Consider the following 6,851-nt stretch of genomic DNA (forward strand, 5'->3'; position numbering starts at 1 on the left):
GGGGGGGGCGGCCTCCCGTCTCTGGTGGGGGGGGTGGGGGGGGTGGTGGTGGGGGTGGGGGGTTTTTTCCCCTTAACACCCCCCCCCGCCGGGGGGGGGGCCCGACCCGTGCGGACGTCCGACGTCCGGGTCACAGGGCCTTGAGGCCGTCCAGCAGCCGCTGGCCGCCGGGGCTGCCGAGCCCGGTGCACGGGTCCCAGCCCTTCGCGGCGAAGTAGGCGCCGTTGCTGCCCTTGGTGATGTCCCGCAGCACGCCCGTCGCGAACTTCGCGTACAGCAGCGGGTTGAGGAAGCCGACCTGGGCCGCTCCCGGCAGGGCCTGGTTGATCCGGGCCAGCAGGGCGGACCACATCGGGGCGGCGGCGCTGGTGCCGCCGACCACCAGGGCGTGCACGCCGTCGATGCTCGGCACGACCACGCCGGTACTGCCGGCCGCGAGCGCGGCCACGTCGGGCACGCCCCGGCCGCGCCCGTGCGGAGGGTTGGCCGACGGGGGCACGCCGGCGCCCTCCTGGAACTGCGGCACCGGGAACAGCTTGCTGATCCCGCCCCCGGTCCGGTGGCCCACGCCGTCGTCCCACACGGTCTCGCTGACCACCTGTCCCTGGTCCACCACCAGCCGGGTCCCGCCGACGCCGAGCACGTGCGGGCTGGAGGCGGGGAAGTCGGCGTGGGCGCGCTCGTCGAACGCCTGGTCCTTGGAGCCGTCGTCGCCCGAGGCGCAGCAGATGCTGATGAACTTCTCGGCCGCGTTGCGGAAGGCCCGGTTGGCGCTGTCGATCGCCTCGGGGGTCCACACCGTGCGGCCTTCCTCGGCGTTGCCGTAGCTGACGGAGATCACCGAGGGGCGGTGGACCGTGTCGGTCACGATCCGGTGGATCACGTCGACCCACCCCTGTTCGGTGAACTTGCTGAAGTAGACGACGATCTTCGCCTTGGGGGCGAGCGAGCCGACCACCGCGAGGTCGAGCATGATCTCGCCGGTGGTGTCCTGCCGCAGCGGGCCGCCGTCGTCCCGGCCCGGGTCGTTGCCGGTGGATCCGACGTTCGGGATCACCACGTTGCTGATGTCCGGCATCGGCCGGCCCAGGGCGGCGAAGAACCTGCGCAGCGCGTCGGGCGAGTAGCCGCCGGACGGGATGCCGGGCGGCGTCTCGCCGTTGAAGGCGAGCACGGCGACGCACTGGCCGGTGCCGTCGGTGCCCGCGGGGTAGGCGTACGGGCCCTCCAGGTCGGTCGGGAGGAAGACGCCCTCCGGCAGCCCCGTCACCTTCTCGGCGATCGGCAGCACGTGGTCCGTGAGGGCCCGGCGGATCAGCAGGTTGGCGCCGATCGGCCGGTCGTCCAGGCCGAAGACGCCGGTGACGATGCCGCTCAGCGCCGTGGGGACGTTGACCGCGCCCTCGCGGCCCCGGTAGATCCGGGGGTTGTCGTGGGCGTCCTGGTAGCGGTAGCGGGCCAGGGTGACCCGGAACGCGTCCGCGACGTCCTCGGTGGTTCCGGTCAGCTGGACGCTGCGGGCCACCGGGTTCTCGTTGGAGACGGCGAGGTGGTGCTCCCCGGCGAAGGCCTCGACCGCCTTGAGGTCGGTGTCCCGCCACCGGTGGACGGCGGCGTACGCGTCGTCGTCGGGGGCGACGCGGTCGGTCGGCGGCCGCATCGCCAGCTCGTAGACGTCGGGCCGCGGGGGCGCGTCGGGATCGCGCCGCAGGTAGACCGTGACGGTCAGGGGTGCCCGTGGGTCGGCCGGTCCGATGACCCGCGCTCCGCTGAGCGGAACGCGGGAGCTGTCCGGCAGCGCCACGTAGTGGGTGCTCGACATGATCGCTCCAGCGGTCGGGTCAGCGCCGGGAGCTCGCGACTCTTCGTCGTGTGCTTTCGACTGTCCGTATACGGCACACGTTTATGTCGTACACGTACAGCGTCCTCCCGACCCCCCTGGACGTCAAGGGGCGCCGCCCCCGGCCGGAACCGGGGGCGGCGCCCTGGGTGCACAGGCGACTCCCGCCCCGAGGCGAGCGGGCGAATCACAGCCGGTGCTGGCTCCAGAAGGACGTCAGGTCCACCGTGGTGGCGGCCTGGGCCGCGGCCTTGAACTCCGCGGTGGTGGAGACGCCGTACCAGTGCGCCTGCGCGTAGTTCCGCAGCAGCGTCGTCATCGCGGTGTCGCCGATCGTCCGGCGCAGCTCGTGCAGGGCGCACTTGCCGTAGCCGTAGACGACCGTGGAGTACCGGGAGGAGTTGGCGTCCCAGTAGGCCATCGAGTTGCTGATCCGCTCCGCCGAGGAGGCCCAGGAGACGCTGCTCCAGCAGCCGTTGCCGGTCTTGCCGAGGGCGAGGTCGGTGGCGTAGTCGGTGAAGGACTCGTCCAGCCAGGGGTCGGTGTACTCGTCGTCGCCCACGATGCCGTACCACCACTGGTGGCCGATCTCGTGGGTCAGCGCCGTGGTGCTGACCAGGTCGAGGACGAAGCCCGGGTACTCCATGCCGCCGAACCAGAAGTTGTTGTCGATCACCGCGTCCAACTCGCCGTACGGGTAGGCCCCGAAGCGCTGGGCGTGGGAGTCGACGGCCGTGGTCGCGGTGGTGAGCATCGACTTGGCGTCGGCGGCGCTGATCCCCGCCACCGAGTAGACGTTGACCTTCACCCCAGCCGCGGAGGTGCCGGAGATCTTCGTGAACGGCCCGGCGCCCCACGCGAAGTCGCGCACCTTGCTCGCGGTCGCCTTGGTGACGGTCCGTCCGGCCGTGCCGGGGGTGTCCACCGAGGTGCCGGTCGCGGGCACCAGCAGGCCGGTCGGGTGGTCCAGGGTGACGGTGAAGTCCGAGATCACCGAGTAGAAGGACTCGCCGTTGTTGGTGTACGGGTCGAGGTGCCAGCCGGCCGCGTCCCGCACCGCCAGGACGGGCAGGGCGTTGCCGAGGAAGTTGTACGCGCCGTCGTGGCCGAAGCGGTCCGCGCCGCTCGGCACGGTGATGGCGAGGTCGAAGCCGACCGTGCCGCTCTGGCCCTGGGCGAGCGGGGCCGGCAGGGTGATCCTGAGCGCGGTGCAGTCGACGGTGAGCGGCGAGGGCGTGCCGCCGGTCACGTTGGTCACCGTGATCGGGGTGCTGGGGCAGCTGCCGTGGGCGTTGTCCCAGAGCCGCAGGTACACCTCGTTCAGCGCGGTGGGCGAGGCGTTGCTGAAGGTCACGCTCTCGTGCCCGGTCCAACTGCCGCCGGAGGCGTCGCTGGTGAGGTCGACGGTGTAGGCCGGAGCGACCGGGGTGCGGGTCGGGTCGGCGGGCGGGGTCGTGGTGCCGCCGGAGACGTCCAGGGTGACGTCGTCCAGCACGAAGCTGGTCTGCAGGCTGGCGTCCTCGACGCCGGTGAAGGCGAGCGTCACGGTCTGGCCGGCGAAGGCGGAGACGTCGACGCTCTTGTGCACGTACCCCGCCCGGGCGTCCAGGTTGGAGTAGGTGGCCAGGGTGGTGGAGCCGAGCTTGACGCTCAGCTTGTCGTACGCGGTGCCGCCGGTCGTCTCGGCGGTGTCGACGTGCAGCCAGAACCCGAGCGTCGCGGTGCCGCACCCGGCGGGGAGGGTGACGGACTGCGCGAGCGTGTCGGTGCGGCTGGAGCCGTAGCCGTCGAGCCAGGCGTAGGAGCTGCCGGAGTGCGCGCTCTGGCCGCTGTCCGCGGTGATCGCGCCGCTCGGCGCCGTCCAGGGCGAACCGCCGGACTCGAAACCGCCGTTGGCCACCACCTGGGCGGGCGTGCAGTCCGCGGCGCTCGCCACATTGGGGGTGGCGAGCGCCGCGAGGCCGGTCGCCGCGAACAGGGCGGCGCCGGTCAGGGCAGGCAGAAGTCTTCTCATCGGAGCCTCTCGTGGGGAGCGGGCCGGGAGCAGCAGCGTGACAGCAAAGCCGCACCTTTGAAAGGCTCATGACATGGGACGCACACGCCCCACCCGGCGACGGGAAGGGCTTCCGCCGCACAACTACGTTCCGCGACCGATCGGGCCGTCCTGGTCACCGCGCCGCCGCGCCGACCCCGTCGGATCCCGCCCCACGGCGCCGCCCGCACCGACCGTGGCCGCCCGGCCGGCTACGCACCGCGACCGTCCCGGCCGCCCGCCGCTCCGCGGCCCACCGCCCGTACCGCCCCGGCGGCGGTCGGCTGACCAGCGGGATCGGCGAAACCGGGCAGCAAGAGCCGCTCACCCGTTTACGCCCGATTCCTACCTTGTATCCTGGTGCTGTATCCGCTGAGTGACGTCCGCCGAAGACCCGCCCCGGCAGCGGGCCCCGCGCCACCGCCGGTCCGCCGAGCCGCCCGTCCGGCCCGGGCCCGACCGACGACGCTGCCACCGACCCGGAGGAGTGCGGAGATGGCCGAGCAGGACGCCCCCGAGAAGCGGGGCCGGCTGAGCCGCCCCCTGGTGCTGGGCGCCGCCGTGGCCCTGGTCGACCGCGAGGGCCTGGCCGCGCTGACCATGCGCAGGCTGGCGGCCGACCTCGGCGTGGAGTCGATGGCCCTGTACCGCTACACCCCGGGCAAGGAGGCGCTGATCGACGGCCTGGTCGAGGCCTACTTCGACGAGATCAACGCCCGGCTGCGGGCCGGCGCCGGCCGCGGCCCGCACGAGGACGGCTGGCGCGCCGAACTGCGCCGGATCGCCCAGGCGTTCGCCGCCACCGCGCACGCCCACCCCGAGATCCTGCCGCTGGTCGCGACCCGCCCGCTGTCCGTCCCGGTGGCCCGCCGCCCGGTCTCGGTGCTGGAGCTCACCGAGCACATCCTGGCCGTGCTCGGCCGGGCCGGCTTCGACGACGCCGGCGCGCTCACCGTCTACCGCACCTTCGTCGCCTGGAACCTGGGCTGCCTGCTGGTGGACAAGCGCCAGGTGGTCGACAACCCGAACGAGCCGGACCCGGCGCTGCGCCTCGGCCTGCACCGGCTGCCCGCCGCCGACTACCCGCGGCTGCGCGCCCTGGTGCCCCGGTTCGCCGACTTCGACGACGAGGCCGAGATGCTGAGCGGCCTGGACAGCCTGCTCGACGGGATGCCCGAGCCGCCCCTTGACGACTTCTACGGCGGCGACGCATCCTGAGGTGTACGAGGTACACGTCGGACATATACCTACGGATCGGCGCCGCCGGTCGAGCCGCCGGACACCGCTCCGGCCGCCCGCCGACGGCACCCGGAAGAAGTTCCCCATGTCCGCCGTTCCGAACGAACCGCACGACGACATCCTGCGCCTCCGCGTGACCGCCGCGGACCCGGAGGCCCTGCGCGCCCTGCTGCGCGAGACCCGCTCCGACACCGGCGGACGTCCGCACGTCGAGGCGGACGGCCGCATCGGCATCGACGTCTACGCCACGGCCGCCCAGGTGCCTGCCCTCGAACGCGAGGGCGTCACCGTCACCCGGCTCGGCAACGCCAGTGAGGCCGGGCGCGCCGCCCAGGCCGAGGTCGGCAGCGACGACCGGTTCGCCCCCGCCGACGCCGTCCCGCACGGCCTGGCCGCCAAGCTCGCCGGCTGACCCGGGAGGCCCGTCATGCCGTACCTGAACATCACCGAGGTCGAGTCCGCCGTGACCAGCCTGGCCACCGCCTACCCCGGCTTCTCCCAGCTCATCACCCTGCCCGAGCCCACCTACGAGGGCCACGTCGCCCACGCCCTGAGGATCAGCACACCCGCGCTGGCCCCCAAGGACTGCGTGATGATGATCGGCGGCGTGCACGCCCGTGAGTGGGGCAGCTGCGAGGTCCTCGTCCACTTCGCCGCCGACCTGCTGGAGGCCCACCGCGACGGCACCGGCCTCGGCTACGGCGGCACCACCTTCACCGCCGACCAGGTCGAGGCCCTGCTCCACCGGCTGGACCTGGTCATCTACCCGCTGGTCAACCCCGACGGCCGGCAGTACAGCCAGACCGTCGACCCGATGTGGCGCAAGAACCGCAACCCGGCCAACTCCGGCGGCAGTCCGGACCCGGGCTGCGTCGGCATCGACCTCAACCGCAACTACGACTTCCTCTTCGACTTCGCCACCGCCTTCGACCCGAACGCCGACCCACAGGTGTCGGCGGACCCGTGCCACCCGATGCTCTACGAGGGCCCGTACGCGTTCTCCGAGCCGGAGACCCGCAACGTCCGCTGGCTGCTGGACCAGCACCCGCGGACCAGGTGGTTCGTCGACGTCCACAGCTACGCCCAGGACATGCTCTACAACTGGGGCGACGACGACAACCAGTCGGTCGACCCCGACATGAACTTCCGCAACCCCCAGTACGACGGCAAGCGCGGCCTGCCCAACGACCTCGCGTACGCCGAGTACATCCCCAAGGGCGACGAGGACGGCGCCCGCCTGCTCGCCGAGGCGTTCTGCCAGGGCGTCTACGGCGTGCGCGGCGTGCCGTACAAGCCGATGACCGGCTTCCACCTCTACCCGACCAGCGGGACCAGCGACGACTACGTCTTCGCCCGGCACTTCGTCGACCCCGAACACCTGGGCAAGGTGCTCGGCTTCACGGTCGAGTGGGGCAACGACGCGGTCGCCTCGCCCAACCCCTTCCACCCGCCGTGGAAGGAGATGAAGAAGATCGTCCTCGACGTGGACGCCGGGCTGCTGCAGTTCTGCCTGGCCACCGCCTGATGACCCACCGAGCCACAGTGCCCGACAGCAGGGCGCCCGCCACGAACGGTCGTGGCGGGCGCCTTGGGCTGTGCCCGGGCTGTGCCCGGGCGGCCCGGCTCAGAAAGTGTTGGGTAATTGATCAACTGCACGCTGTGATGCGTTGGCGGTGATCTTCGCGGGCTTGGAGTCCTCCCCCGGCGGCTACGTCTGGGTCGGCGCGGCCAACAGTGTCA

Annotated in this window: 5 protein-coding genes; 3 read left to right on the forward strand and 2 right to left on the reverse strand. The window is 72.4% G+C overall.

The genetic code is table 11. The features are described from left to right. Positions 1 to 130 precede the first annotated feature (130 nt). Both ABZW03_RS34300 and ABZW03_RS34305 read right to left on the reverse strand, forming a co-directional pair. Positions 131 to 1,822, reverse strand: a complete 1,692-nt coding sequence (locus ABZW03_RS34300) for a S53 family peptidase (protein ID WP_355267303.1) — start codon at positions 1,820 to 1,822, stop codon at positions 131 to 133. Between the two features lie 205 nt (positions 1,823 to 2,027). Further along, the gene (locus tag ABZW03_RS34305) at positions 2,028 to 3,854 is read right to left on the reverse strand and encodes a M1 family aminopeptidase (RefSeq protein ID WP_355267306.1); all 1,827 of its coding nucleotides are present in this window, start codon (positions 3,852 to 3,854) and stop codon (positions 2,028 to 2,030) included. Between the two features lie 513 nt (positions 3,855 to 4,367). Here ABZW03_RS34305 and ABZW03_RS34310 point away from each other — a divergent pair. The 3 genes from ABZW03_RS34310 (at position 4,368) to ABZW03_RS34320 (ending at position 6,636) form a co-directional block, all read left to right on the forward strand. Beyond that, entirely contained in the window at positions 4,368 to 5,090 is a 723-nt protein-coding gene (locus ABZW03_RS34310) for a TetR/AcrR family transcriptional regulator C-terminal domain-containing protein (protein WP_355267309.1), read from the forward strand. A 106-nt stretch (positions 5,091 to 5,196) separates the two neighbouring features. Then, complete coding sequence (locus tag ABZW03_RS34315; RefSeq protein ID WP_355267312.1) at positions 5,197 to 5,523, forward strand: hypothetical protein; 327 nt, start codon at positions 5,197 to 5,199, stop codon at positions 5,521 to 5,523. 15 nt (positions 5,524 to 5,538) lie between these two features. Then, positions 5,539 to 6,636 (forward strand): M14 family metallopeptidase, encoded by a 1,098-nt coding sequence (locus ABZW03_RS34320; protein WP_355267315.1) that lies wholly within the window; start codon positions 5,539 to 5,541, stop codon positions 6,634 to 6,636. The last annotated feature ends 215 nt before the right edge of the window (positions 6,637 to 6,851 follow it).

The sequence above is a fragment of the Kitasatospora sp. NPDC004799 genome, from assembly GCF_040609095.1.
GTDB lineage: Bacteria > Actinomycetota > Actinomycetes > Streptomycetales > Streptomycetaceae > Kitasatospora.

Coding starts and splice junctions, on each gene's coding strand:
- ABZW03_RS34310 (WP_355267309.1), top strand. CDS start 4,368: ATGGCCGAGCAGGACGCCCCCGAGAAGCGGGGCCGGCTGAGCCGCCCC.
- ABZW03_RS34300 (WP_355267303.1), bottom strand. CDS start 1,822: ATGTCGAGCACCCACTACGTGGCGCTGCCGGACAGCTCCCGCGTTCCG.
- ABZW03_RS34320 (WP_355267315.1), top strand. CDS start 5,539: ATGCCGTACCTGAACATCACCGAGGTCGAGTCCGCCGTGACCAGCCTG.
- ABZW03_RS34315 (WP_355267312.1), top strand. CDS start 5,197: ATGTCCGCCGTTCCGAACGAACCGCACGACGACATCCTGCGCCTCCGC.
- ABZW03_RS34305 (WP_355267306.1), bottom strand. CDS start 3,854: ATGAGAAGACTTCTGCCTGCCCTGACCGGCGCCGCCCTGTTCGCGGCG.